This is a genomic window from Amycolatopsis sp. NPDC051373 (genome assembly GCF_040689465.1).
Classification (GTDB): domain Bacteria; phylum Actinomycetota; class Actinomycetes; order Mycobacteriales; family Pseudonocardiaceae; genus Amycolatopsis.
Genome location: NZ_JBFBAE010000010.1, coordinates 77,047 through 99,387, shown reverse-complemented (window position 1 = coordinate 99,387; position 22,341 = coordinate 77,047). Strand labels below are relative to the sequence as shown.

Here is a 22,341-nt window from a genome sequence, read left to right as displayed (position 1 = left end):
TCACAACACAAGTGTGTCTTATTTCCGGCGCAGGGGCAAAGGCGGGGTGTCCGGCAGTGACCCGCGTCACGGCCGGAGGGACTCGATACCCTTCCTGACGTGGCAGTCGGCGAGCAACCCGTGCAGCGGGACCCGGAAGTGGGCACACCCGGCGACACGGCGACGGCCGTGGCGCCACCTTCGCCCGTCCTCCCGCGCGAGCCGCAGCCGCTCGACCAGGCCGAACACCGCGGCCTCGACATCGTCCGGCGGTTCGGCACGGTCGGCTCGCTGTTCCTCGCGCTCGGTTCGCTCGGCGCCGGCGCGGCGCCCGTGATCAACCCGGTGCAGGACCTGCCGGTGCTGCGCCTGTTCACCCGCATCCCCACCGTCTCGCTCGCCATCGCGTTCTCCGGCATGGGCATCCTCGTGCTGAGCTGGCTGATGCTCGGCCGCTTCGCCCGGCCCGCGAGCGCCCGCCTGGCCAGCCAGGGCCAGCTGGCCCGAACGATCGCGATGTGGGTGGCGCCGCTGCTGCTCATCCCGCCCCTGTTCTCCCGGGACGTCTACAGCTACCTCGCGCAGAGCGAGATCGTGCACCGCGGGATGGACCCCTACACCCTGGGCCCGGCCCAGGCGCTCGGCGTGGCCGACCCGCTCACCGCGGGCGTGGCCAACATGTGGCGCGAGACGCCGGCGCCGTACGGGCCGCTGCTGCTGCGCCTGGGCGGCTGGCTCGCGCCGATCGGCGGCACCAACATCGTGACGGGCGTGCTGCTGCAGCGCGGCCTGGCGCTCGTCGGCGTGGTCCTCATCGTGTGGGCGGTGCCGCGGCTGGCGCGCCGCTTCGGCGTTCAACCGGTGACGGCGCTGTGGCTGGGCGCAGCCAATCCCCTGCTGATCTTCCACTTCATCGCCGGCGCCCACAACGACGCGCTGGCCATCGGGCTGATGGTCGCCGGGCTGGAGGTCGGCATCCGGCGGCTGCCGGTGCGCGTCAAGGGCGACTCCCCGCCGCCGATGGCAAAGGGTGAGCTGCTGTGCATCGCGCTCGGTGTAGCGATCATCACGCTCGGAGCCGCGGTCAAGGTGCCCGCACTGCTCGCGTTGCCGTTCTTCGCGGTGATGGTGGCGCGGCGCTGGCACGGGAGCATCAAGGACCTCGTGCGGGCCGGCGTGCCGATGGCGCTGCTGTTCGGTGCGGTGCTCGTCGTGGTCTCCTACGGCACGGGTCTGGGCTTCGGCTGGATCGGCGCGCTCGGCACCCCCGGCCTCGTGCGCTCGTGGATCTCCCCCACCGCCGAGCTGGCGAACCTCACCGGGGTGCTCGGCATCGCGCTGGGGCTCGGCAACCACACCGACGCGCTGGTGCCCATCATCGGCGCGCTCGGCTACCTGGTGACGGCGTTCGTCACCGTCAAGTTCCTGTGGGCCAGCTTCAAGTGGCGCTACCGGCCCATCATCGGGCTCGGGGTGGCGCTCGGCGCCGCGATGATCCTGCAGATCAACCTGCAGCCGTGGTACGTGCTGTGGGCCGTGATTCCCCTCGCCGCGGCGGCGGGCACGTCGCGGTTCCGCGTGGCCGCGACCGTGATCAGCGCCGGGCTGCCGTTCCTGCTGCCGCCCACCGGGAGCACGTTCGACGGCCACGCCTACATCCTGCCGTGGGCCTACGGCGCGGCCGTGCTCGTGACGCTCGGCGGGCTCGCGTGGGTGTACCGGCTTTCGCCGCTCCTGCTCTCCAGGACGTCCCCGGAACGGCCCGCCGTGGTGGACGTCGTATCGTAATTCGTTGTGGACAACCCAGCGGTCGAGATCACCGGCCTGGTGAAAAGCTACGGCTCCACCACCGCGGTCGACGGGCTCGACCTGCGGATGGAGCGTGGCTGCCTGCTGGCCTTGCTCGGGCCCAACGGCGCGGGCAAGACGACCACGGTGGAGATCTGCGAAGGGTTTCGCAAGCCTGACGCCGGAAAAGTCCGGGTCCTCGGCCTCGATCCCGTGAAAAACAGCGCCCGGCTGCGCCCGCGCGTCGGCATCATGCCGCAGGGCGGCGGCGCCTACCCGGGTGTGCACGCCGCCGAAATGCTCGGCTTGGTCGCGTCGTGCGCGGCGAACCCGCTCGACCCCGCGTGGCTGCTCGACGTGCTCGGGCTGGCCGGCGCCAAGCGCACCCCGTTCAAACGCCTCTCCGGCGGGCAGCAGCAACGGCTTTCGCTGGCGTGCGCGCTCGTCGGGCGGCCCGAGCTCGTGTTCCTCGACGAACCGACCGCGGGCATGGACCCACAGGCGCGGCGCCTGGTGTGGGAGCTGCTGGCCGCGCTGCGCAGCGACGGCGTGAGCGTGCTGCTCACCACGCACCTGATGGAAGAAGCGGAAGCGCTCGCCGACCAGGTCGTGATCGTGGACCACGGCAAGGTCGTGGTCCAGGGCTCGCCCCACGCGTTGACGCTGGAAGCGGGCGACGCCGCGCAGCTGCGGTTCCGCGCGCGCACGCGGCTGGACCTGTCGCTGCTCACGGCGGCGCTGCCGGAGGGCTATCGCGTGAGCGAGTCCTCGCCCGGTTCGTACCTCGTGGAAGGCGCGGTGGATCCGCAGGTGGTGTCGACCGTCACGTCGTGGTGTGCGCAACAGGGCGTGCTGCCCGAACAGCTGCAGGTGGGGCGGCGCACGCTGGAAGAGGTTTTCCTCGAGCTGACCGGACGGGAGCTGCGAGCGTGAGCATGACGTTCCCGGAAGGCACCTTCACCCCCGCGCCGGGCCGCGGCCCACTGGGCCGAATGCTGCGCACGCACGCGCGCATCGAGGCCGCTTTGACGTTGCGCCACGGCGAACAGCTGCTGCTCACGCTGATCATCCCGCTCGCGCTGCTCATCGGCCTGAGCCTGCTGGACATCCTGCCCGCGAGCCAGCTCGGCTCGACGTCCAAAGTGGACTGGATCACACCGCGGATCCTCGCGCTGGCCGTGATGTCGTCGGCGTTCACGGGGCAGGCCATCGCGCTCGGCTTCGACCGGCGCTACGGCGTGCTCAAACGGCTTTCGGCCACCGCGCTGCCGCGCTGGCTCCTCGTGGCCGGGCGCGTGGTCGCGGCGCTCGTGGTGGTCGTGCTGCAGTCGATCGTGATCGGCGTGGTGGCGGCGTTCCTGGGCTGGTCGCCCTCGGGTGCCGGAATCGCGTCGGCGATCGTGCTGCTGGTGCTGGGCACGGCCGCATTCGGCGCACTGGGCGTGCTGCTCGGCGGCGCCCTTCGGGCCGAAGCGGTGCTGGCGCTGGCCAACATCGTGTGGTTCGTGCTGCTGCTCGCCGGCGGGATCCTGCTGGCGCCTTCGGCTTTGCCGGCGGGCCTCGGCGTGGTCGTCTCGCTGCTGCCCTCGGGCGCGCTCGCGGAAGGCATGCGCGCGGCGCTGGTGGACGGTCACTTCGCCGTCGGGCCGATGGCGGTGCTCGCCGTGTGGGCGATCGTGTCCGGACTTATCGCGACACGGACCACAAAACTCACCTGAGTGCGGCGTGAAACGGGTGTGAGAAAAGCGTCGCCGTGCATGCGGTGGGAAAGCGCGGAATTGCGCGCGAGTACGATTCCCCCGTGCCTCTTCGCAGTTTGATCGCCCGCTTGCCCTATCCCTCCGTCGGCGTGCAACGAGCCGTCGGGATCGCCGCCGTGGTGGCGATGGGCGGCATCGGCGTCACGGGGTCCGTGGTGCGGGTGACGGGTTCGGGCCTCGGCTGCCCGACGTGGCCGCAGTGCGTGCCCGGCAGTCTCGTGCCGGTGCAGCACCCCGGGATCCACGCGGTCAACCAGTGGATCGAGTTCTCGAACCGCATGCTGACGGGCGCGGTCATCGTCGTGGCCGCCTTGGCGGTGCTCACGGCGTGGCGCATCCTCATCGACCACCCGAGCCGCAAGCGGCTGCTGGTGCTGGCCTGGACGATGCCGGGCGGCGTCGTGCTGCAGGCCGTGCTCGGAGGCATCACCGTGCTGGCGAAGCTGGAGTGGTGGACGGTCGCGATCCACTTCCTCGCTTCCACGCCGTTGATCTGGCTCGCCGTGCTGCTGCTGCGCGCGTTCCGCGAGGGCGACGAACCCGCGCGCCCGATCGTGCCGCCACTGGGCCGCAAGGTGCTGGTGCTGCTGACGGTGCTGATGTGGGCCGTCCTCATCGCCGGCACGACCGTCACCGGCGCCGGCCCCCACGGCGGCGACATCCACACCCACCGCCTCGACGTCCCCATCGAGAAGCTCGCCCAGGTCCACAGCGGACTCCTGATCGTCTACCTCGTGGTCCTCGCGGTCTTCGGCCTGCAGCTGCTGCGCGTGGGCGCGCCGAAGAGCGTGTGGCAGCGCTACGCGTGGGTCTGGGCGGTCGCGCTCGCGCAGGGCGTGCTGGGGACCGTGCAGTACGCGCTCGGCGTCCCCGAGGCGATGGTGTCGTTCCACGTGCTCGGCTCGGCACTGGTCATCGTCGTCACGGCGGCGCTGTGGACCGGCACCCGAGACCGCGGCCCGGTGGTGTCGCTGGAACCGGCGCCTCCGACGGACCGCGAACTCACCCCGGCGGGCTGACGCCCCGGACGGCCACGCCTTCGTAACTCTCCGTCGGCTCGCCGTCGGCGCAGCGGACAGAACGGGCACCTACTCTTCGGCTCGGAATCGCCATCCGAAGCGCCGCGAGGTGACGCTCATGACGTCCGTCCAGTCCAGCACCGTGAAGCCGTTGATCTCCGGACGCCGGGGTCCGGCGGAGATGGTCGTGCTCAAGACTTTCCTGCTGGTGCCGTTCGTGGCACTGGTCGCCGCCGTTCCGCTGTTGTGGGGCTGGGGGCTCAGCTGGGTCGACGCGGCGCTGTTCGTGGTCTTCTACACGTTCGGCACGCTCGGCGTGACCGTCGGGTACCACCGGTATTTCACGCACGGCGCGTTCAAGGCGCCACGCGCGCTGCGGATCGCGCTGGCCGTGTCGGGGAGCATGGCGGTGCAGGGTTCGGTGATCTTCTGGGTCGCGAGCCACCGCCGCCACCACGCGTTCGCCGACCGCGAGGGCGATCCGCACTCGCCGTGGCTGTTCGGCACGTCGCCCGCGGCGCTGCTGCGCGGGTTCTGGCACGCGCATATGGGCTGGATGTTCAAGCGCGAGGTGACCAACGCCGACCGCTTCGCCCCGGATCTCGTCGGCGACCGCGACCTGCGGCTGGTGAACCGCTTCTTCGCGCTGTGGATCGCGCTCAGCGTCGCCCTGCCGGCCGCGCTGGGCGGGCTGATCACCTGGTCGTGGTGGGGCGCCGTCACGGCGTTCTTCTGGGCGGGCCTGGTGCGTATCGCGTTGCTGCACCACGTGACCTGGTCGGTCAACTCCGTGTGCCATCTGATCGGTGAACGCCCCTTCGCCAGCCGCGACAAGGCCGCCAACTTCTGGCCGCTCGCGATCCTGTCGATGGGCGAGTCGTGGCACAACTCGCACCACGCCGACCCGACCTGCGCGCGCCACGGCGTGCTGCGCGGCCAGGTCGACGTGTCGGCGCGCGTGATCTGGCTGTTCGAGCGCTTCGGCTGGGCCACCGACGTGCGATGGCCCCGAGCCGATCGCTTGGCCGCCAAGCGAAAGCAGCCCGCCTAGTACCGCACCGGCTCAGTTCACGATGAACTCATCCGCGAAGGTGCGCAGAGTTTCTGCGTCGAGCGCGTTCCCGAAGCCGACGATCAGCTCGTCGACCCCGGCGTCGCGGTAGCCGTCGAGCCGCTCGCGGATCGTGTTGATGGTGCCGACGAGCCCGTACGCGGCCAGGTCGCCGGGGAACACCAGCGGCGCCCACGTCGGCACGGCGGCGCGGGCTTCCTCGTCGGTGTCCGCGATGATGCAGTACGTCGTCGATGTCTTCGTGATCGCCGAGAAATCACGTCCCACCGTGTCGCAGTGGCGAGCGAGGATCCCGTACTTGCGGCGCACCTGTTCGGGTGGTTCCTGCACGTTGCAGAGATCGCCGTACAGCGCGACCAGGCGGAGCGTCACTTTCTCCCCGCCCCCGGCGATCATCACAGGTGGGTGGGGGAGCTGGACGCCCGTCGGCGAATTCACTGCGGAGTCGGTCGTGAAGTACCGGCCGGTGAAGGTCGCGGGTTTCCCGGTCCACAGTTCCTTGATGATCTGCAGCGCCTCTTCCAGCCGCCGAAGGCGTTCTCCCGCGCCGGGGAAGTCGTAGCCGAACGCCCGGTACTCGTCTTCGTACCAGCCGGCTCCGATGCCGAAGGTCAGCCGTCCGCCGGAGACGACGTCGAGGTTCGAGGCCATCTTCGCCAGGAGAGCGGGATTGCGGTAGCCGTTGCCGGTGACGAGCTGACCGAGCCGCGCGGTGCCGGTCTCGCGGGCCAGCGCCGCCAACGTAGTCCAGGCTTCGAACACGTACGACCCCGAAGGGCCGAACGGGATGAAGTGGTCCGGAGCCCAGATGGTCGCGAAACCGGCCGCGTCGGCGACCTGGGCCAGCTCGAGCAGCTTGTCGAACGCGGTGACCGGGTTCGTGTGGCCCGCGAACTCGTGGGTCGTCCCGGTGGGCAGGTAGTAGCTGATTTTCATGGTCTCTTGGACCGCCGGCGCCCCGCGAAGGAATCGTCGCGCGGCACCCACCGGCCGGACCGATTCCTTTTCGGCCCGTGCCGGGTCCAACTCCCCATGACGAGGCAAACCCCGCGGCGACTGGTGCTCAGCACGCTCGTGTCGCTCAACGGTGTGATCAGCGAGCCGCTGAAGTGGGCGGGGCCCTACTTCGGCCCGGGTAGCGCGGCCGCGTCGCTGGCCGCGCTCCGTGGCTACGAGGCCATGCTGATGGGCAGGCGGACCTACGACATCTTCTCCCGGCAGTGGCCGGCGACGCCGGGCGAGTACGCCGCACACCTCAACGCCATGCGCAAATACGTGTTCTCCTCATCCCTGCGGCAACCTCGATGGACGAACACCGCGGTGATCGACGACGATGTCGTCGACGCCGTCGCCGCGCTGAAGCGGGAAGCAGGTGGGGACTTGATCGTCTGCGGTCACGGCCGGTTCGGCCAGACGCTGACAGCGGCCGGGCTGATCGACGAGCTGGCCCTGACCGTCGTGCCGGTCATCGTCCCCGATGGTGACACCTTCGCCCGCCCCGGTGGCACTGGCAGCGTATGGGAGCTCCTCAGCGCGGAGCCCGGGGCCGATCCGGGCCTGGTGTCGTTGCGCTACCGACCGGCGCGAGGTTGACGGACTTGTCGGATACGTGGGACGAACTGGAGAGCTTCCGACCGGAGCTGATGGCACTGTGCTACCGGATGACGGGCTCGGTGCACGAAGCCGAAGACCTCGTGCAGGAAACCTGCCTGCGGGCCTGGCGCAGCCGAGACGCGTTCGAAGGCCGCTCCTCGGTACGGACGTGGCTGTACCGGATCGCCATGAACGTGTGCTTGACGACGTTGCAGGGCAGAGGGCGCCGAGTGCTGCCGGCCGGTCTCGGTGTCCCCGGCGAGGACCCCGACGTTCCACTGGCGACAGCCGACGTCCTGTGGCTCGATCCGTTGCCCGCGGACCCCGCCCACATCGCCGAACAACGGTCGACGCTGCGGCTCGCGCTGGTCGCGGGTCTGCAGTACCTGCCTCCGCGCCAGCGCGCCGCGTTCATGCTGAGGGAGGTGCTGGCGATGCCGGCCTCGGAGATAGCCGAGGTCCTCGGCACGAGCGTGCCCGCGGTAAAGAGCGCGCTCCAGCGCGCCCGGGCCCGGCTCGACGAACTGTCGCCGTCGCCGGAGGCCGTCGTCGAGCCGGATTCGGTCGAAGCGCGACGCATCCTCGACTCCTACATCGCGGCCTTCGAAACCGCCGACATCGGGGCGCTGACGCGGCTGCTGCGCGACGACGCGACCCTCGAGGTCATCCCGTCCGGTCTTTCGCTGTCCGGGAAACGGCTGTGCGTGCCGTTCCTCGGGGAGCACGTGCTCACCGAGCCTGGCCTGTACCGGATGTTCCCGACCGTCGCCAACGGACAGCCGGCCGCGGCGGCCTACCACCGCGACCACACCGCCGCGCCGTTCCGGCCGTTCGGGCTGGCATTGCTGACCGTCGACGCCACGCACCTGGTGTCGATCACGACGTTCCTCGACCCGGGCCTGGTGGGCGCCGCGGGCTTCCCCGAGGACCTCACGCAGCTCCCGTGACGGCTGCGGCGGGCCGACGACGGCCGGTGATCACTGAGCCGCGCCGGTCCGGTATCCGCCGGGCGTGGTCGCGAACTCCCGCCGGAACGCCTTGGCGAAGGCGAACGCGGAGCCGTATCCGACCGCTGAGGCGACCTGCGCGAGGGTCTTGTCGGTGCCGCGGAGCAGCCGGGCCGCGGTGTCCATCCGCCACCGTGTGAGGTAGGTCAGCGGCGGTTCACCGACCACCTCGGTGAACCGGCGTGCGAACGCCGCCCGCGACAGGCCGGCGAGGCCGGCGAGCTGCTCGACGGTCCACGCCTCAGCCGGTTCGGCGTGCATGGCCGCGAGCGCCCGCGCTGTGGGCGGATCGCTCAAAGCCGCCGCCCAGCTGGTCGTGGCGGCGGATTCGTGCAGCCACGCTCGCAGCAGATACACCAGCAACGCATCGACCAGCGACGGCGCCACGACGGCGGCACCCGGCGGAGCGTCGCGCAATTCCGTGTCCAGGAGCTCCACCATCGCGCGCAGCCCAGGATTCCTGCCGCGCAGGGTGGACAGGTGCACGACTTCGGGCAAGTCCCGCAGTAGCGGGTGCGGCCGGCTGCGCACGAGCTTGTAGGCGCCGCACACGATCGTCGACCGGGCGCCGGGCCCGGGTAGCTCGAAGCGTCCGAAGGGGGCTCCCGCAGTGCCGCGGACCGGCGTGAAAGCCGTGAGGGGCACGTCCTGAGTGGAGCTCATCGCGTGCGCGGCGCCACGCCCGAGCAGCACCGCGTCGCCGGGGCCCAGTTCCCGGGGGGCGAAATCGCCGTCGGAGAGCGGAGTCAGCAGGCAGGTGCCCTGGAGCACCACGTGGAAAGCGGCCCCCATGACGTGGTCGAAACGCAGCCCCCACGGTGAGTGCACCTCGGTGAGCGCGGCGACCGGCTGACCTACCCGCATCGCGGTCAGGATGTCCCCCAGCACGTCCACAACGGAACTCTACAACGCGGAGACGATGAGACAAAGGTTCGCGCTTCTCAGCCATTACTCGTCTCGTCTCCTCGCTCTACTTTGATCCTCGGAGACCGGATGAAAGGAGCCGCAGATGATCGCGAAGACGGTATGGGTGGAAGGCGCCACCGGTAAGGCGGGCAAGCGCGTGACCGAGGCGCTCACCGCCGCCGGGCTCGACGTGCGCGCAGCGAGCCGCCATCCGGGCGCGGCAACGGGTCACCTCACGCCCACCCTGTTCAACTGGTCCGACAGGTCCACTTGGGACACTTCGGTCGCCGACGCGGATGCCTTGTTCCTCAAGGGCCTCGACAGCGACGACGACGCGGCGGGCACGATTGCGAGCCTGATCGCCGCGGCGCCGCGCGCGCGGCACGTGGTGCTCATGTCGGCGTTCGGCGTCGACAAGGGGCCCGCCGCGGGCAACCGCGCACGGGTCGAGCAGGCGGTACGGGAGTCGGGTCGCGACTGGACCATCCTGCGGCCCAACTGGCTGATGCAGAACTTCGACGAAGACGAGGCCGTCTACGCGAGGGCGATCCGCGAAGATGACGAGCTGTACGCGGGCAGCGGCGGCCACCGCGCGAGTTTCGTCGACACCCGGGACGTGGCCGATGCGGCGGTCACGGTCCTGACGACCGACGGCCACCACGGCCGGGCTTACGACCTCACCGGCCCGGAGTCGCTGACCTTCGGAGAGGTCGCCGAAGTGCTCGCGAAAGCGTCGGGGCGTCCCGTCCGGCACGTCGACGCCGACCTGGCGCAGCACCGTGCCCACTTTGCCCGCTCAGGCCGGCCGGACGCCTGGATCGACCACATGATGCACCTGTTCGTCCTCGTTCGCGCGGACGCCTGCGATGGTGTGACCGACCACGTCGAACAGCTCACCGGACACGCACCCCGCACCCTGGCCGACTACGCCCGGGAGAACTTCGCAGAGGTCCGGGTGTAGCGCCCGGAGTGGTGGGGAACGGGGCGACGCGTGATCGGATGATCTCGGTTCGAGGGAGGACCTCCGGGTTTGGTGTGGATCACCACGATCTGCACCAGCCACGGAGGTCCTCGTGTCACACCATGATGCCCCGCTGAGCCTGACCGGCAGAGGCCGTCTGGCTCGTGTGTCGTGGATGAGGGCCGGCCGGATCAAGCCGCGAGCAGGCGCAGCAGGCGCGCGGTCTCCGTTTCGACGGCCGCGCGCCCGAGGCGGACGTACTTGCGCGGGTCGACGACGTCCGGCCGCTCGTCGAGGAACTGCTTGAGCGAGCGGGTGAACAGGCCGTTCAGGTGCGTCGAGATGTTGATCTTCGTCATCCCGCTCTCGACGGCGCCACGCAGCTCGTCGTCGGACAGGCCGGACGATCCGTGCAGCACCAGCGGCACCGCCACCGCGTCGCGCAGCCGCGAGACGAGCGCGCGGTCGACGCTGGCCGTGCGCGACACCATGGCGTGCGACGTGCCGACGGCGACCGCCAGCGCGTCGACGCCTGTGGCCTTCACGAACGCGGCGCCCTCGGCCGGGTCGGTGCGGGCGCCGGGAGCGTGGACGCCGTCCTTGCCGCCGACCTCGCCGAGCTCCGCCTCCACGGCGATGCCCGCCGCGTGGCACAGGTCGGCGATCTCGCGGGTGGTGCGCACGTTCTCGTCGTAGGGCAGACGGGACCCGTCGTACATCACGCTGTCCACGCCGAGCTCGACGCCTTCGAGGACCAGGTCCTGGTCCTCGATGTGGTCCAGGTGCACGAGCACCTCGACCTTCGCGCGCTTGGCGATCTCCAGCGACGCGAGCGCGATCGGCGCCAGCCCGCCGTGGTAGCGCACGCAATTCTCGCTGATCTGCAGCACCACGGGCACGCCGGCCTGCTCGGCGCCGCTCGCGATGGCCTCGGCGTGTTCGAGCAGGATCACGTTGAACGCGCCGACCGCGGCGTTGCGCTCACGCGCCGACGCGAGGATCCGGGCGAGAGCCGGGCGGGTGATCATGCGGGTTCTCCGTTCGGTTCGAGAAAACGTCGGTAGGCCTCGACATCGACCTCGCCCGCCACCGGGCGCAGTACGGCCGCCGCCCCGAGCGCGGCGGCGCGGCGAAGCGCTTGGACGAGGGGGACGCCGTCGACGAGCGCCGCCGCGAGGCCGGCGGTCGCGGCGTCGCCGGCTCCGGTCGGGTTTCCGGTGACGCCGGGGACGGCGGGGATTTCGATGGTGTCGTCCGGTGTGTGCGCGGCGATCCCTTCGGCGCCACGCGAGACGACCACGAGCCCGGCGCCTCGCCGCTTCAGTTCGGCGGCGCCGGCATTTTCGTCCACAGTGGACGTCGCGTCGAGCAGCTCCGCGAGGTTCGGCTTCACGACATCCGCCCCGGCATTCGCCGCTGCCACCAGTGCGGGGCCGGAAACATCGGCGAGCACCCGGGCACCGGCCTCGTGCGCCGCCCGCACCCAGTCCCCGAGCAACTCGGCCCGCGCCCCCCGCGGCAACGACCCCGAGACGACCAGCAGCTCCGCGCCCGCGAGCCGCCGTCCGAGCACCTCACCGAACGCGGCCCACTCGGCTTCGCTCGTCTCCGGCCCGGGCTCGGTGTAGACGGTCGGATGCCCCTCACCCACGACGGTCACCGTCGTCCGCGTCTCCCCCGCAAGCGGCGAGACTTCATGCGGCACAGTCAGTTCACCCGCGACCCACCGCCCGGCCTCACCTCCGAGCGGCAGCAGGGCCAACACCTCGACCCCCAGCCCGGCCAGCACCCGCGCGACGTTCAGCCCTTTGCCACCGGGCCGGCGCTGAACCTCCAGCACCCGGTTCGTCTCCCCGGGCTCGTGCCGCGCCACGCGGTAGGTGACGTCCACCGCCGGATTCGGCGTGACCACGACGATCATCGGGCCACTCCGGCGGCCGGTAAGTCCTTCATCGGCAACGTCGCACGGAGCACGGGAGCGCGCCCACCACGAGCGAGTCCTGAGCCGACAGGCACCGCGCCACCTCGGTGAGCTCGCACGATCACCGACTCGTGCCGAGCCACGCGATCGGTGGCTCCCGCTGCCGGACCGAGCACGATCACGCCGGTCATCGGGCCACTCCCGCGGCCAGCAAGTCCTGCGCCAGCAAGGTCGCACCGATGACCGCGGCCGCGTCGCCGTGGTGGGCGCGGACGACCGACGGCGCGCGGAGGATGCCGAGGCGGGCAGCGACCTCGTGGGTGAGCGGGTCGAGCAGCAGGGCGCCCGCCTCGGCCAGTCCGCCCCCGACCACGACGGTGCCGCAGCCCACGGCGGCGGTGGTCCAGGCGATGGACTCGGCCAGCACACGGACGCACTCGCGCCAAGCGGTAAGGGCGGCACCGTCGCCGCCGCGGACGCGTTCGGCGACTGTAAAGGCGTCGGGCGCGCCGGCGTGGCGCGCGAGGGCGGAGGCCGAGGCGACCTCCTCCACCCGTCCGCCACCGGCCAAGAGCACCTGGCCGATTTCGCCGGCCCACGGGCTGTCGAGCACCCGGCCGTCGACCACCAAAGCGCCGGCCAGACCCGTCCCGACGGCGGCGAACAACACCGGCTCCGAAGAACCGGCCGCCGCGCCCGTGCGGACCTCTGCGAGCGCGCCGGCGCGGACGTCCTGCCCGAACGCCAACGGCACGTCCACCGCAGCGGAAACGAGCTCCCGCACCGGAACGTCGCGCCAACCGAGGTTCACGGCCTGCAGGCACAGCCCCGCGCGCTCGTCGACGATGCCGGGCACGACGAGGCCCACAGCGTCGACCGGGTACCACTCGGTGGCGCGGCGCACGAGCCCCGCGAGCGCCTGCGGATCGCCCGTCGGCGTGGGTTCACGCCACTGCGCGAGCACCGCGCCGTCGTCGCCGGTGACGCGCGCCTTGACCGTGGTGCCGCCGACGTCGACACCGAGCACCGCCATCAGGTGAGGATGACCGAGCGCGTGAGCGAGCGCGGGTGGTCGGGGTCGAGCCCGCGGCGCACGGCCAGCGCGACGGCGAACCGTTGCACCACAACCAAAGCCGCCATCGGGTCGAGGTCGTGGTGGACGAACGTCGCGCCCGTGCGGGCGATGTCGTCGGCCAGGCCCTCGGGCGTCGCGCCGAGCGACCACACGAGCCGGCCGGGCTGAGCGATCGCGATCGGGCCGTGGCGGTAGTCCATTGCCGGGTACGACTCCGCCCAGAACTGCGCGGCCTCGCGGGTCTTCAACGCGGCTTCGAACGTGAGGCCCACCGCGGCGTCGCGGCCGACGAAGCTCACCTGCTCGGCGTCGAGCAGCTCGGTGATCGGCACCTGCAGCGCCTGCTCGGCCTGCGCCGCCAGCGCTTCGACGTCGTCGCCGAGCCCCGCGCGCAGCAGCGCGAGCGTGGTCGTCGCGAACCGCGTCTGCACCACGGATTCCTCGTCGGCGAAGGGAAGTTCGACGACCTCGTCGGCCACCGCGGCGGCCGGCGCGTCGCCCACGGCCGTGATCAGCACCGTGCGCTGCGAGTCGAGCGCGCCGAGCAGGTCGACGATCTCGGTCGTGGTGCCGGAGCGCGAGATCGCGACCACGCGGTCGTACTGGCGCTCACGCGGGTACTCGGAGCCGGCGAAGGCGTCGGTCAGGCCGTGCCCGCGCTGCTCGCGCGCGACGGCGTAGCTCATGGCGATGAACCAGCTGGTGCCGCACCCGACGACGGCGACGCGTTCCCCCGGCTGCGGCAGCGCGCTCGCGACGGAAGGGAACAGCTCGGCGGCCGTGCGCCACATCTGCGGTTGGGACGCCAGCTCACGGGACACGAAGGAGTCGGACATGGAGACCTTTCGATCCGAGGGCGATCGACGTGATCGCATGGTGAGCATAGACGATCATTCTTGATTGGAGTGAGCGATATACGTCATCTTCAATCATCCGGCTCAGTGGAGATGACCTCTAGGATGAGTCGGTCCTACCCCTCGACCTCGAACGCGAGCCGCCCGATGACACCCCAGCAACGCCTCAACGCCCTGCTCGAGCTGGTGAGCGAACGAGGGAACGTGACGATCACGGAGATCGGTGAAACGCTCGGCATCTCCCCCGCCACCGCGCGCCGCGACCTCTCGATCCTCGCCGACCAGCGCCTCATCACCCGCACGCACGGCGGCGCGGCGGCCCTCGGCGCCGGCTACGAGCTGCCGCTCCAGTACAAGATCGCACGCCAGGCCGAGGCCAAGACCGCGATCGCCCGCACCGCCGCCGAACTGGTCCGGCCCGGCGAGACGGTGGGGATCAACGGCGGCACCACGACCACCGAGGTCGCGCGGGCGCTCGGCAAGAGCGAGCGGTTCATCCGCGCCGACGGCGAAACCGGCCTGACCATCGTGACCAACGCCCTGAACATCGGTTACGAGCTGTCAGTGCGCGCGCACGTGAAGATCGTGGTCACCGGCGGCGTGGCCCGGCGCCAGTCCTACGAGCTGGTCGGCTCGCTGGTGTCCAACGCGCTCGCGGCGTTCGCCCTCGACACCGTGATCCTCGGCGTCGACGGGCTGAGCGCGCAGTACGGCGCCACCACCCTGCACGAGGGAGAAGCCGAGGTCAGCCGGCATTTCAGCCAGGTCGCGCGGCGCGTGATCGTGGTCGCCGACGCCACGAAGCTGATGAAGTCCACCTTCGCGCGCATCTGCCGGCTCGCGGAGATCGACGTGCTGGTCACAGACGCCGAAGTGCCCGCTTCGTTCGCCTCCGAGCTGGCGGCCGCGTCGGTCGAGCTCGTGGTCGCGAGCTGACCCCGGGCCGACCCCGGACTGACCAAGGCCCACGTAACGGTTCGCGCACGCGTCTGAGCAGACGCATCATCGCGTGTTGTGCACTAGTGATTGGTTTGCCATCATACGGATCAATATCACGCAGAGGTGAGGTGACCAGGTGGGAAACGGCGAAGCTGTCCGCGTGGGTGTGGTGGGAGTCGGCCAGCGGGCCGTCATCGCCCGGCACATCGCGGAATCCGGGCTGGCCGCGACCGTGGTGGCCGCGGCCGACCCGACCGAGGCCGGCCGCGCCCGGGCCCGTGAGCTGTTCGGCGAGATCGACGTCGTCGAGCAGCACACGGATCTGATCGACCGCAAACTCGTCGACGCCGCGATCGTGACCGCGCCGGACTGGACTCACGCCGAGATCGCCGTCGACCTGCTGCGCGCGGGCATCGCCGTCTACCTCGAGAAGCCGCTCGCGATCACGCTCGAAGACGCCGACGCCGTGCTGGCCGCCGCGCAGGAGTCGAACACGCCGCTCTACATCGGACACAACTTCCGGCACTCGGGCGTGACCCGCGCGCTGCGCGAAGTGGTCGACCGCGGCGAGATCGGCGAGGTCAAAACCGTGTGGTGCCGCCACTTCGTGGGCAACGGCGGCGACTACTACTTCAAGGACTGGCACGCCGACCGCAGCAAGGTCAACTCCCTGCTGCTGCAGAAGGCCAGCCACGACCTCGACGTGATCCACATGCTCGCCGGCGGTTACACCCGCCGCGTCGTCGGCATGGGGCAGCTCGCGGTCTACGGCGGCATCACCGACCGCGGCGGCCACGAGAACGAGCTGATGCACGACTGGTTCTCCTTCGACAACTGGCCCCCCGCCGCGCAGACCGGCCTCAACGAGGTGGTCGACGTCGAGGACGTCTCCCTGGTGCTCATGACCCTCGACAACGGCGTGCTCGCCAGCTACGAGCAGTGTCACTTCACCCCGGACTACTGGCGCAACTACACGGTGATCGGCACCGAAGGCCGCGCCGAGAACTTCGGCGACACCGGCGGCGGTGTGGTGAAGGTCTGGAACCACCGCCGCGGCTGGTCCGCCGACGGCGACCGCGAGTACCCGATCTCGGGCGTCGAAGAAGGTCACGCCGACGCCGACCTGCTCACGATGACCGAATTCCTGCGCTACGTGATCGACGGCGAGACGCCGACGCTCTCGCCGGTCGCCGCCCGCGAGGCCGTGGCCGCCGGCGCGCTGGCCACCCGGTCGCTGCGCAACGGCTCGGTCCCGCTCGACGTGCCCGAACTGCCCGCCGCCGTGCGCGCCCACTTCCCCGCCGGCACCCGCTGACCCTGATCGTCTCCCCCGCCCGCTGAAAGGAATCCCGATGGCTTCATTCCCCCGCCGAGCCCTGGCCGCGGTGGCCGGCACGGTGGCCGCCGCCGCCACGCTCGCCGCGTGCTCGTCCACGGGTGCGTCCACTGCGTCCGATTCGGACACCCCGTACAGCCCGCCCGACGCCGGCGTCTCGGCGAACCTGACCTACGCGGTCTGGGACCAGACCCAGGTGAAGGCGATCAACGCCAACCTGGCCGAGTTCAACAAAAAATATCCGAACATCAAGGTGAACGTGGACGTCACCCCGTACGCGAACTACTTCACCAAGCTGCAGACCGAGGCCTCCAGCGACAGCCTGCCCGACCTGTTCTGGATGAACGGCCCCAACTTCCAGCTCTACGCGAGCAACGGCAAGATCGCGCCCGTCACCAGTGAGGTGAAGGCCGGCGCGATCGACCCGAAGAACTACCCGCAGTCACTGGACCAGCTGTACACATTGGACGGCGTGCAGTACGGCGTGCCGAAGGACTTCGACACCATCGGCGTGTGGATCAACAAGGCACTGTTCGCCGAGGCCGGCGTGCCGATCCCGAGCAAGGACTGGACGTGGGCCGACCTGCAGTCCACCGCCACGCAGATCTCGCAGAAGCTCTCGAGCAAGGGCGTCTACGGCATCACCGCCGGTATGGACAGCGGCCAGAGCACGTACTACAACACGATCTTCCAGGCCGGCGGCTCGGTGATCTCACCCGACGGCAAGAAGTCGGGGTACGACAGCCCGGCCACCGCGAAGGGCATCCAGTTCTGGACCGACCTCGTGAAGTCCAAGGCGATGCCCACGATCAAGCAACTCACCGACACCACGGGCGACCAGTGGTTCGTCTCCGGCAAGTCGGCGATGTACCAGGGCGGCAGCTGGGCTCGCAGTGAGGTGGCCGCCGCGCCCGTCGCCAAGGACATCGCCGTGCTCCCCGTACCGAAGGGCGACCAGCAGGCCACGGTGATCCACGGTCTGTCCAATGTGGTCGCCGCGAACAGTCCCAACAAGCAGGCCGCGCAGGCGCTGCAGGTGTTCCTCGCGAGCAAGGAAGCCCAGCAGCAGCAAGGTGACCTCGGTGCGGTGATCCCCGCCTACACCGGAACGCAGGACGCGTTCGCGAAGTCCATGCCCGGTGTCGACCTGCAGCTGTTCCTGGACGAGGTCCCCTACGCCAAGCCGCTGCCGGTGTCGAAGAACACCGCCGCGTGGAACACGCTCGAGACCAACCTGCTGCCCGACGCGTTCGACGGCACCAAACCCGTCGACGCCGCGCTGAAGGACCTGGCGTCACAGATGAACGCGGACCTGGCCAAGGAATGAGCGCCGTGTCCGCCGACGTCTCCGAGTCCGCTCCGGCGCCCGCCGCTCCCGCCACCCGGCGGAAGCGGCGCGGCGTCCGGCGCGGGGACGGCCTGTGGCCCTGGGCGTTCGTGCTGCCGTTGCTCGCCGGGGTGCTCGCCTTCTACATCTGGCCGATCCTGCAGACAGCGTTCTACTCGTTCACCACCTGGGGCGTGTTCGGCGGCTTCAAGTGGTCAGGGCTGGACAACTACAGCCGGCTGTTCACCGACCCCCAGCTGTACCGGTCGCTGCTGAACACCCTGATCTACACGGCGGTGGTGCTGCTCGGCGTGCCGATCGCGGCGTGGCTCGCGAGCCTGCTCAACACCCCGGGCCTGCGGTTCGCGCAGTTCTACCGCGTGCTGTTCTTCCTGCCGTACGTGGCGATGCCCGCCGCCGTCGCGCTGGTATGGCGCATGATCTTCAACGGCGACTACGGCATCCTCAACTGGGCGTTGTCGCGGGTCGGGATCACCGGCCCATCGTGGGTCAACACCCCCGGCTTCGCGCTAGCCGCGGTGGCCGTGGTGGGCCTGTGGTCCTCGCTGGGCTTCTCGATGATCGTGCTCGGCGCGGGCCTGAAGAACATCCCGACGGAGCTGTACGAGGCCGCCGAGCTCGACGGCGCGAGCCGCTTCCGCCAGTTCCGCTCGATCACGCTGCCGCAGCTGGCGCCCAGCGTGTTCTTCGTGATCGTGGTGACCACCATCGCGAGCTTCCAGCTCTTCGACCTGCTGTATGCGTTGCTGGGCAACCACAACGCGGTGCTGCCGAAGACGATGTCGCTCGTCTACTACTTCTACGACGCGGGTTTCGTAGAGAACGACAAGGGTTTCGCCGCGGCCATCGCGATGGTCATCTTCGTGCTCATCGGTCTCGTCACGCTCGTGCAGTTCCGCTTGCAACGGAGGTGGACCGGCAATGCCTAGAACACGGCGCCGGCGGCAGTCCCACGCGCTGATCCACCTCGTGCTCGGGGTGGGCGGGCTGATCATGGCCTTCCCGTTCCTGTGGCAGATCGTGATGTCGTTGTCCACCAACGCCGAGGTGCAGAGCGTGACGCCCACGTTCTGGCCCGCGCACCTGCAGTGGCAGAACTACGCGGCCGTGTTCCAGCGGCTGCCGTTCCTGTCGCAGCTGTGGACCTCGGTGCTCATCACGGTGATCCGCACGCTCGCCCAGATCGTGCTCTGCACGCTGGCCGGGTACGCGTTCGCCCGCATGCGCTTCCGCGGGCGGGCGGTGCTGCTCGGTCTCGTGCTGTCGATCCTGCTGGTGCCCTCGCAGGCGTACCTGATCTCGCAGTACCAGATCGTGCAGGGCCTCGGCTGGCTCAACACCCTGGCCGGCATCGTCGCGCCCGGGCTGTTCAGCGCGTACGGCACCTTCCTGATGCGCACGGCCTTCCTCAACCTCCCGGCGGAGCTGGAGGAAGCGGCGCGCATCGACGGCAGCGGGCCGTTGCGGACGTTCTGGAGCGTGCTGCTGCCGGTGGTGCGCCCGAGTATCAGCGTGCTCGCGATCTCGGCCGTGCTGTGGTCGTGGAACGAGTTGCTGTGGCCGCTCGTGGTGTCGACGCGCGCCACGCAGATGCCGCTGTCTGCCGCGCTGGCCACGCTGGCCGGCGACGTGACGGTGAACTACCCCGTGCTGATGGCCGCCAGCCTGCTGGCGATGGCGCCGATCCTGATCCTGTTCATCCTGCTGCAGCGCCGGGTGATCGACGGGCTGGCGTCGTCGGGCTTGAAGTGACCGGGCTTGAAGTGACCGGGTTTGAAGTGACCGGGCTTGAAGTAACTAGGCCAGCTGCTGCCGCACCGCCGACGCGAACCTCAACGGGGCCCCCGCGTCGGCGTTGCGGAAGCCCAGTGACGGTTCGGCCAGCTCGAGCTCCAGCACCAGCGGGTGCCCGTCTTCACCGCGCACGATGTCCACGCGGGCGTAGAGCAGTTCGGCGCGCAGGATGCCCATGAGCGAGCACGCCGCGTCCAGGGCGTCTTCCGCGACGGCACGCACACCGGACGCCGGGACGGCCGGGGCGAGCTTCTCCGTGAGGAACAGGCCGGACGGATCGGTGCCGGCGCCGAGCATCGCCGCTTTCGTGAAGGCGTGCGAATAAACGCCGCCGAAGTACACGAGCGCGATCTCGCCCTGGGTGTCCACACTGGACTGATACGGCTGGATGACGGCGGTGCGGCCGTCTGCGTGCAGCTCGCGCAGGTGCTCGGCCGCACCGGCGGCGTCGGCGCCGAAGCGGGCGGCGCCGCGCGAGCCCGCACCGACCGAGGGCTTCACCACGAACGGCACCTTCGGCCACTTCGCCTGCTCACCCGGCTCGACCAGTGTGGTCGGCACCGTGGGCACGCCGGCCTCGATCAGCTCGGCGAGGTAGGACTTGTCGGTGTTCCAGCGCACGACCGCGGCGGGGTTGGCCAGCGTCGGCACGGTCTCGCACCAGTCTAGGAACTCGGCGCGGCGCTCGGGGTAGTCCCAGGTCGCGCGCAGCACCACGAGGTCGGCGCTCGCGTAGTCGGCGCCCGGGTCGTCCCACACGGCCCAGCGCACGGCGAAGCCCAGGTCGTCGAGGGCGGCCGCGGCGCCGGTGTCGTCGCCGTCGCCTTCCGGCATCTGCGCGCAGGCGACGAAGATCGCTTCGCGGTTCACCGGCCGGCTCGCGGACCGGCCATCTTGCGGCGGTGGGCCGCGCCGATCTTGGTCGCCTTCACCGTCTCGCTGTCCCATTCGGCGGGTTCGAGGTCCTCGACCGCCTCGACGAGCGCCGTGCCCGTCTCCGGGACCGGCACGATCACGTCGCCGAGGGCCCCGTCGGCTCCCACGAGCACCACGCGAGCGCCGGCGCGGCCGATGTTCTCGACCACCGCGCGCGACGGTTTCCCGTGCCGCGCCACGAAGTCACGGGCGGCGGCCAGCTGCCGGCCGGTCGGTGCGGGGGGCGTCTGCTCGGTCTCCTCAGCCACGTCGGCGAGCTTAACCGGTCTCACCCGGTGGCGCGGAACAAGCGTGGCGTCGGCCATAGTTGGCACTTGGTGAGAGCCGAACCCGACGCGAGGAGGAAACATGCCGTCCGCTGTGCAGGTCAGGACGACCGGTGGTCCCGAGGTACTGGAGGTCACCGAGGTCGAGGTCGGCTCGCCGGGTGCCGGTGAGCTGCTGGTGGACGTGGCCGCGGCCGGTGTCAACTACATCGACACCTACCAGCGTCAGGGCATCTACCCGATCGACCTGCCGTTCGTGCTCGGCCTGGAGGGCGCGGGCACCGTGGCCGAGGTCGGCGAGGGCGTGACGGCGTTCGCCCCGGGTGACCGCGTGGCCTGGCAGGGCTCGCTGGGCAGCTACGCGGCGCGCAAGCTCGTGCCCGCGGCCGGCGCCGTGAAGGTGCCCGACGGCGTGTCCGACGAGGTCGCCGCCGCCACGATGCTGCAGGGCATCACGGCCCACTACCTCGTCCGCTCGACGTACGAGGTCAAGCCGGGCGACGACGTGCTGGTCCACGCCGCGGCCGGCGGCGTCGGCCTGCTGCTGGTGCAGCTGGCGAAGGCGCAGGGCGGGCGCGTGATCGGCACGGTGTCCACCGAGGAGAAGGCCGAGCTGGCCCGCGGGGCCGGCGCCGACCACGTGATCCGCTACGACCGGGAGGACTTCGCCAAGGTCACGCGCGAACTGACCGACGGCGAGGGCGTGCACGTGGTCTACGACGGCGTCGGCAAGGACACCGTCGACGGCAGCCTGGCCAGCCTGAGGATCCGGGGCATGCTCGCGCTGTTCGGCGCGGCCAGCGGCCCGGTGCCGCCGATCGACCCGCAGCGCCTCAACTCGGGCGGCTCGCTGTTCCTGACCCGCCCGACGTCCGGCCACTACGTCCGCACGCGCGAAGAGCTCGACTGGCGCGCGGACGAGCTGTTCGCCGCCGTGACCGACGGTTCGCTGAACATCCGCATCGGCGGGCGCTACCCGCTGGCCGACGCCCGCAAGGCCCACGAAGATCTGCAGGGCCGCCGGACGACCGGGAAGCTGATCCTCGTCCCCTGACACGTCATCACTGACGCTCTCGCCCAGCCGACAGCGCGCCCTACCGGTCCCGATGTGGCGTTCGGTGCACCCAACGCACCGAACGCCACATGGGGCGCTTCAAGCGAGGCGAGGACCGACGGTGTCGGGCACGGCTCAGCTCTTGTCGTTCGGCACCGTGACGGCGTCGGTGACGAACACGAGGGTCTCGTTCGGCGCGATGCCGTTGCCGCCCTGGCCGTAGCCGAGGTCGGGCGGGATGATCAGCAGCCGGCGCCCGCCCTGCTTGATGCCCACGAGGCCCTGGTCCCAGCCGGGGATGACCTCGCCCGCGCCGAGGTGCAGCGAGAACGGCTCGCCGCGGTCGAAGGAGCTGTCGAGCTTCTTCTTGTCCGACCACGTGACCAGCGTGTAGTTCATCGACAGTTCCTGGCCGGCCTTCGCGCCGTTGCCGGTACCCGCGACCAGGTCCTTCGTGATCAGCTTCTTCGGCGGATCGCAGTCGTCCGGGATGGTGATGGTCGGCGCCTGGCCGAAGGTCCCGGTGGTCTTGATGTCGTCCGCGGTGCACTCGCGGCCCTTGGTCTGAGCGCCGGCCGCAGCGGCCGAGCTCGACGGGGCGGCCGGGGCCGACGGGGTGCCGGACGGCTGGGCCGCGGTGTCGTCGCCGCCGCACGCGGTCAGGCTGAACGCCGCGGCCACGGCCACGGCGCCCACGGAGGCGATCTTGCCGATTCTCTGCATGCCCGGCACC

General features: G+C 70.5%; 23 protein-coding genes. 14 read left to right on the top strand and 9 right to left on the bottom strand.

The genetic code is table 11. The annotated features are described in order from the left end of the window. Window positions 1-168 precede the first annotated feature (168 nt). The 5 genes from mptB to AB0383_RS19935 all read left to right on the top strand — a co-directional run bounded on the left by mptB (window position 169) and on the right by AB0383_RS19935 (window position 5,597). Window positions 169-1,767, top strand: coding sequence for a polyprenol phosphomannose-dependent alpha 1,6 mannosyltransferase MptB (mptB, locus tag AB0383_RS19955; RefSeq protein ID WP_364177074.1), 1,599 nt, complete (start codon window positions 169-171; stop codon window positions 1,765-1,767). Between the two features lie 6 nt (window positions 1,768-1,773). Further along, a complete protein-coding gene (locus tag AB0383_RS19950) occupies window positions 1,774-2,700 on the top strand; it encodes an ABC transporter ATP-binding protein (protein WP_364176861.1) in 927 nt (308 codons plus the stop codon). 2 nt (window positions 2,701-2,702) lie between these two features. After that, on the top strand, window positions 2,703-3,485 hold the full coding sequence (locus tag AB0383_RS19945) for an ABC transporter permease (protein ID WP_364177071.1): 783 nt from the start codon (window positions 2,703-2,705) through the stop codon (window positions 3,483-3,485). A gap of 83 nt (window positions 3,486-3,568) precedes the next feature. Further along, window positions 3,569-4,546: a COX15/CtaA family protein gene (locus AB0383_RS19940; protein WP_364176858.1), complete on the top strand. Its 978-nt coding sequence runs from the start codon at window positions 3,569-3,571 to the stop codon at window positions 4,544-4,546. Between the two features lie 118 nt (window positions 4,547-4,664). Continuing rightward, a complete protein-coding gene (locus tag AB0383_RS19935) occupies window positions 4,665-5,597 on the top strand; it encodes an acyl-CoA desaturase (RefSeq protein ID WP_364176856.1) in 933 nt (310 codons plus the stop codon). A 12-nt stretch (window positions 5,598-5,609) separates the two neighbouring features. On the opposite strand, the gene AB0383_RS19930 is transcribed toward AB0383_RS19935, so the two are convergent. After that, window positions 5,610-6,554: an LLM class F420-dependent oxidoreductase gene (locus AB0383_RS19930; protein WP_366188146.1), complete on the bottom strand. Its 945-nt coding sequence runs from the start codon at window positions 6,552-6,554 to the stop codon at window positions 5,610-5,612. Between the two features lie 96 nt (window positions 6,555-6,650). Here AB0383_RS19930 and AB0383_RS19925 point away from each other — a divergent pair, with 96 nt between their 5' ends. Next, a complete protein-coding gene (locus AB0383_RS19925; protein ID WP_364176851.1) occupies window positions 6,651-7,211 on the top strand; it encodes a dihydrofolate reductase family protein in 561 nt (186 codons plus the stop codon). 5 nt (window positions 7,212-7,216) lie between these two features. Beyond that, a complete protein-coding gene (locus AB0383_RS19920) occupies window positions 7,217-8,158 on the top strand; it encodes an RNA polymerase subunit sigma-70 (RefSeq protein WP_364176848.1) in 942 nt (313 codons plus the stop codon). Window positions 8,159-8,188: 30 nt separating this feature from the next. On the opposite strand, the gene AB0383_RS19915 is transcribed toward AB0383_RS19920, so the two are convergent. After that, window positions 8,189-9,112 (bottom strand): AraC family transcriptional regulator, encoded by a 924-nt coding sequence (locus AB0383_RS19915; protein ID WP_366188145.1) that lies wholly within the window; start codon window positions 9,110-9,112, stop codon window positions 8,189-8,191. Between the two features lie 115 nt (window positions 9,113-9,227). Here AB0383_RS19915 and AB0383_RS19910 point away from each other — a divergent pair, with 115 nt between their 5' ends. Continuing rightward, entirely contained in the window at window positions 9,228-10,085 is an 858-nt protein-coding gene (locus AB0383_RS19910) for an NAD(P)H-binding protein (RefSeq protein ID WP_364176842.1), read from the top strand. Window positions 10,086-10,276: 191 nt separating this feature from the next. Here AB0383_RS19910 and AB0383_RS19905 read toward each other — a convergent pair whose 3' ends face one another. The 4 genes from AB0383_RS19905 to AB0383_RS19890 form a co-directional block, all read right to left on the bottom strand. After that, window positions 10,277-11,113: a class II fructose-bisphosphate aldolase gene (locus tag AB0383_RS19905; protein ID WP_364176839.1), complete on the bottom strand. Its 837-nt coding sequence runs from the start codon at window positions 11,111-11,113 to the stop codon at window positions 10,277-10,279. Then, window positions 11,110-12,006, bottom strand: coding sequence for a hexose kinase (locus AB0383_RS19900; RefSeq protein ID WP_364176836.1), 897 nt, complete (start codon window positions 12,004-12,006; stop codon window positions 11,110-11,112). Before AB0383_RS19900 ends, AB0383_RS19905 begins: the two co-directional genes overlap by 4 nt. A 187-nt stretch (window positions 12,007-12,193) precedes the next feature. After that, window positions 12,194-13,039 carry an ROK family protein gene (locus AB0383_RS19895; RefSeq protein WP_364176833.1) on the bottom strand — a complete coding sequence of 282 codons (846 nt, stop codon included), beginning with the start codon at window positions 13,037-13,039 and terminating at the stop codon, window positions 12,194-12,196. After that, window positions 13,039-13,917 carry a sugar isomerase gene (locus tag AB0383_RS19890; RefSeq protein ID WP_220238718.1) on the bottom strand — a complete coding sequence of 293 codons (879 nt, stop codon included), beginning with the start codon at window positions 13,915-13,917 and terminating at the stop codon, window positions 13,039-13,041. Before AB0383_RS19890 ends, AB0383_RS19895 begins: the two co-directional genes overlap by 1 nt. 165 nt (window positions 13,918-14,082) lie before the next feature. Between AB0383_RS19890 and AB0383_RS19885 the strand changes: the two genes are divergently transcribed. From AB0383_RS19885 to AB0383_RS19865, 5 genes are all read left to right on the top strand, one after another. Beyond that, entirely contained in the window at window positions 14,083-14,871 is a 789-nt protein-coding gene (locus tag AB0383_RS19885; protein ID WP_364176830.1) for a DeoR/GlpR family DNA-binding transcription regulator, read from the top strand. A 139-nt stretch (window positions 14,872-15,010) separates the two neighbouring features. After that, window positions 15,011-16,189 carry a Gfo/Idh/MocA family oxidoreductase gene (locus tag AB0383_RS19880; RefSeq protein WP_364176828.1) on the top strand — a complete coding sequence of 393 codons (1,179 nt, stop codon included), beginning with the start codon at window positions 15,011-15,013 and terminating at the stop codon, window positions 16,187-16,189. Window positions 16,190-16,226: 37 nt separating this feature from the next. Next, a complete protein-coding gene (locus AB0383_RS19875; RefSeq protein ID WP_364176825.1) occupies window positions 16,227-17,537 on the top strand; it encodes a sugar ABC transporter substrate-binding protein in 1,311 nt (436 codons plus the stop codon). 5 nt (window positions 17,538-17,542) lie between these two features. Then, entirely contained in the window at window positions 17,543-18,487 is a 945-nt protein-coding gene (locus AB0383_RS19870) for a sugar ABC transporter permease (RefSeq protein ID WP_364176823.1), read from the top strand. Further along, window positions 18,480-19,310, top strand: a complete 831-nt coding sequence (locus AB0383_RS19865; protein WP_220238713.1) for a carbohydrate ABC transporter permease — start codon at window positions 18,480-18,482, stop codon at window positions 19,308-19,310. Before AB0383_RS19870 ends, AB0383_RS19865 begins: the two co-directional genes overlap by 8 nt. Window positions 19,311-19,355: 45 nt before the next feature. Here the strand turns inward: AB0383_RS19865 and AB0383_RS19860 are convergent, their stop codons facing one another. Together AB0383_RS19860 and AB0383_RS19855 are read right to left on the bottom strand one after the other, a co-directional pair. Beyond that, the gene (locus AB0383_RS19860; RefSeq protein WP_364176820.1) at window positions 19,356-20,222 is read right to left on the bottom strand and encodes a hypothetical protein; all 867 of its coding nucleotides are present in this window, start codon (window positions 20,220-20,222) and stop codon (window positions 19,356-19,358) included. Beyond that, window positions 20,219-20,536 carry a hypothetical protein gene (locus AB0383_RS19855; protein ID WP_364176818.1) on the bottom strand — a complete coding sequence of 106 codons (318 nt, stop codon included), beginning with the start codon at window positions 20,534-20,536 and terminating at the stop codon, window positions 20,219-20,221. Before AB0383_RS19855 ends, AB0383_RS19860 begins: the two co-directional genes overlap by 4 nt. A 100-nt stretch (window positions 20,537-20,636) precedes the next feature. On the opposite strand from AB0383_RS19855, the gene AB0383_RS19850 reads away from it, so the two are divergent. Beyond that, window positions 20,637-21,608: a quinone oxidoreductase gene (locus AB0383_RS19850; RefSeq protein WP_366188144.1), complete on the top strand. Its 972-nt coding sequence runs from the start codon at window positions 20,637-20,639 to the stop codon at window positions 21,606-21,608. A gap of 135 nt (window positions 21,609-21,743) precedes the next feature. Here the strand turns inward: AB0383_RS19850 and AB0383_RS19845 are convergent, their stop codons facing one another. Beyond that, complete coding sequence (locus AB0383_RS19845; protein WP_366188143.1) at window positions 21,744-22,331, bottom strand: FKBP-type peptidyl-prolyl cis-trans isomerase; 588 nt, start codon at window positions 22,329-22,331, stop codon at window positions 21,744-21,746. Between the last annotated feature and the right edge of the window lie 10 nt (window positions 22,332-22,341).

Bases quoted from the DNA above. Each gene is read 5' to 3' on its own strand.
- AB0383_RS19895 (WP_364176833.1), bottom strand. From the start codon at position 13,039: ATGGCGGTGCTCGGTGTCGACGTCGGCGGCACCACGGTCAAGGCGCGC.
- AB0383_RS19845 (WP_366188143.1), bottom strand. From the start codon at position 22,331: ATGCAGAGAATCGGCAAGATCGCCTCCGTGGGCGCCGTGGCCGTGGCC.
- AB0383_RS19910 (WP_364176842.1), top strand. From the start codon at position 9,228: ATGATCGCGAAGACGGTATGGGTGGAAGGCGCCACCGGTAAGGCGGGC.
- AB0383_RS19930 (WP_366188146.1), bottom strand. From the start codon at position 6,554: ATGAAAATCAGCTACTACCTGCCCACCGGGACGACCCACGAGTTCGCG.
- AB0383_RS19945 (WP_364177071.1), top strand. From the start codon at position 2,703: ATGACGTTCCCGGAAGGCACCTTCACCCCCGCGCCGGGCCGCGGCCCA.
- AB0383_RS19905 (WP_364176839.1), bottom strand. From the start codon at position 11,113: ATGATCACCCGCCCGGCTCTCGCCCGGATCCTCGCGTCGGCGCGTGAG.
- AB0383_RS19935 (WP_364176856.1), top strand. From the start codon at position 4,665: ATGACGTCCGTCCAGTCCAGCACCGTGAAGCCGTTGATCTCCGGACGC.
- AB0383_RS19865 (WP_220238713.1), top strand. From the start codon at position 18,480: ATGCCTAGAACACGGCGCCGGCGGCAGTCCCACGCGCTGATCCACCTC.
- AB0383_RS19885 (WP_364176830.1), top strand. From the start codon at position 14,083: ATGACACCCCAGCAACGCCTCAACGCCCTGCTCGAGCTGGTGAGCGAA.
- AB0383_RS19890 (WP_220238718.1), bottom strand. From the start codon at position 13,917: ATGTCCGACTCCTTCGTGTCCCGTGAGCTGGCGTCCCAACCGCAGATG.
- AB0383_RS19850 (WP_366188144.1), top strand. From the start codon at position 20,637: ATGCCGTCCGCTGTGCAGGTCAGGACGACCGGTGGTCCCGAGGTACTG.
- AB0383_RS19925 (WP_364176851.1), top strand. From the start codon at position 6,651: ATGACGAGGCAAACCCCGCGGCGACTGGTGCTCAGCACGCTCGTGTCG.
- AB0383_RS19900 (WP_364176836.1), bottom strand. From the start codon at position 12,006: ATGATCGTCGTGGTCACGCCGAATCCGGCGGTGGACGTCACCTACCGC.
- AB0383_RS19875 (WP_364176825.1), top strand. From the start codon at position 16,227: ATGGCTTCATTCCCCCGCCGAGCCCTGGCCGCGGTGGCCGGCACGGTG.